This is a genomic window from Mycobacterium sp. TH-M15 (assembly GCF_057473705.1).
In genome coordinates, this window is sequence record NZ_JBYCLB010000629.1 from 1 (window position 1) to 2,121 (window position 2,121).

2 protein-coding genes and 1 pseudogene are annotated in these 2,121 nt (G+C 73.0%); 2 read left to right on the forward strand and 1 reads right to left on the reverse strand.

Features of this window, described 5'->3' with window-relative positions; translation table 11 throughout:
- Nucleotides 1-219 (forward strand): annotated as a pseudogene (locus tag AC2VNT_RS15355) (4-hydroxy-3-methylbut-2-enyl diphosphate reductase); the annotation flags it as partial.
- A 21-nt stretch (nucleotides 220-240) separates the two neighbouring features.
- On the opposite strand, the gene AC2VNT_RS15360 reads toward AC2VNT_RS15355, so the two are convergent.
- Complete coding sequence (locus AC2VNT_RS15360) at nucleotides 241-1,581, reverse strand: DUF6542 domain-containing protein (RefSeq protein WP_486947676.1); 1,341 nt, start codon at nucleotides 1,579-1,581, stop codon at nucleotides 241-243.
- Nucleotides 1,582-1,749: 168 nt separating this feature from the next.
- On the opposite strand from AC2VNT_RS15360, the gene AC2VNT_RS15365 reads away from it, so the two are divergent.
- The coding region (locus AC2VNT_RS15365; protein ID WP_486947677.1) for a GTPase at nucleotides 1,750-2,121 on the forward strand (372 nt) is incomplete at its 3' end.

The window sequence follows — 2,121 nt, forward strand, 5'->3', positions numbered from 1 at the left end:
GCCCATCTGGTCGACTACGCCGAGGAGATCGAGCCGGCGTGGCTGGACGGCGTGCAGACCATCGGCGTCACGTCCGGCGCCTCGGTCCCGGAGATCCTGGTGCGCGGCGTGCTGGAGCGGCTGGCCGACGACGGCTATGGCACCGTGTACCCGATCGCCACGGCCAACGAGACGCTGGTGTTCGCGTTGCCGCGCGAGATCCGCTCGAACCGGGGCTGACCGCCGGTTCGAGCCGCCGGGTCAGACGTCGGACCGCCAGGGCTCGGCGTCCTCCGCGCTCTCGATCCGTGATCGGCGGGGCCGCGGTGATCGTGGGGGCGGATCGTCGTCGCCCGGGTCGGCACCGCGGTAACGGGCCCGAGACACCGGATGACGAGTGGCGTCGGTGTCGTAGCCACCGGGGGTCGGGCTGGGCCGGCGCCGACGCGGCAGGTCCGGCGGCGGCTCCCCGGCCTCATGCCGCCCGGGCCGCGGATCCCGATACTCCCGGCCCGGGTCCCGATATCGCCGGCCCGGCTCCTGTGGGATCCCGGGCCGGCGGCGAGGCGGGTGGTCACGCTGGTCGGCTCCGGTCTCCGACGGCTCGTGCGTCGACGGCCCGCTGTGCCGGGCCCGCGGGGGTGGCGCCTCGTCGCGGGTGGCTGCCGGTCGGCGCCGGGGCGGGTGGTCACGTTCGTCGGTGGCTGCCGGTCGGCGCCGGGCCGGCCGATCGCGTCGGTCCGGCAGGTCGGCCGCCGACGACCTGGGCTGACCCGTCCGCGCCGCCGGCTCGCCGCCGGCCGGTGGGGGCCTGCGCCGCCGAGGTGGCTCGGTCCTGTGCTCGGGCGCATCGCCGACGGCCGGTCGGACATGCCGGGACCGGTCCGTGGAGCGCCCGGCCGAACCGCGGGCCTTGCCGGAACGGGTGCCGGTGCGCGCCGAGCCGGTGCGCGCCCTGCCGGAACGGGTGCCGGTGCGCTGCCGCGCCGGGATGGACGTCGTGGTGGCATGGGCCGGACGCTGGCCGAGCGCAGCGGTCAGCCGGGTGGTGGCCTTCCGGAAAGCGATGGCCAGCCACTGCACGGTCGCACTGGCCGAGGTCGTCGCCGTAACCACGGCGGCCGTGGTCGCGGTGGTCGAAGCGCCGTCTTCTTCCGGCACCACGTCGCGCTGGCTGGCGAGATACCAGCGGGCCAGGCCGATCAACAGCACACCGGCCGACGTGAACAGCATCAACGGGAAGCGCTCGATCAACGGGTATCCGCAGTTGATCAGGACGCCCTTGATGTCGGTGAGCCGGACACCGCGGAACAGCCAGTATGCCGTCGGGACGGCGACGAACAGGATCAACGGCGGCTGGATGACCGCGGTGAACACCCCCGACCGGCGCACCGCGAGCACCGCGGCCAGGCAGCCCAGCGCGTACAGCACGGCGAAGATCCCGGTCAGCTCCTTGTGCCGCAGACCGGCGTCGAAGGCGATCCCGAACAGCGTCGTGGTGACCGCGATGACGATCGCGCCCCACCACGGCAGGCCGGGCAGTTCGATGCCGATCGGGCGCGGGCCGGTGCGCGCCGTCGACTTCACCCGCTGTGCTGACACACAACGACCGTACCGGCTATCGATGCCGGGACCGCCGAACGTTGCCGCCGGACGGCACGCGTGCCGCAGCCGGGCGACGCGGGTCGGCGCCGTTTACCTTGCGGCGATCGGTAGCGCGGCGCAGCCGGGCGACGCGGGGCGGCGCCATTTACCTAGACTTGACTTCCTGTGAGCCTGAGCCTGGGAATCGTGGGGCTGCCCAACGTCGGCAAGTCGACCCTGTTCAACGCGTTGACCCGAAACGACGTGTTGGCCGCCAACTACCCGTTCGCGACGATCGAGCCGAACGAGGGCGTGGTGCCATTGCCGGACCCGCGGCTGGCCAAGCTGGCGGAGATCTTCGGCTCCCAGCGGATCCTGCCGGCGCCGGTGACGTTCATCGACATCGCCGGCATCGTCAAGGGCGCTTCGGAGGGGGCCGGGCTGGGCAACAAGTTCCTGGCCAACATCCGTGAGTGTCACGCGATCTGCCAGGTGGTGCGGGTCTTCGCCGACGACGACGTGGTGCATGTCGACGGCACGGTGGACCCGAAGGCCGAC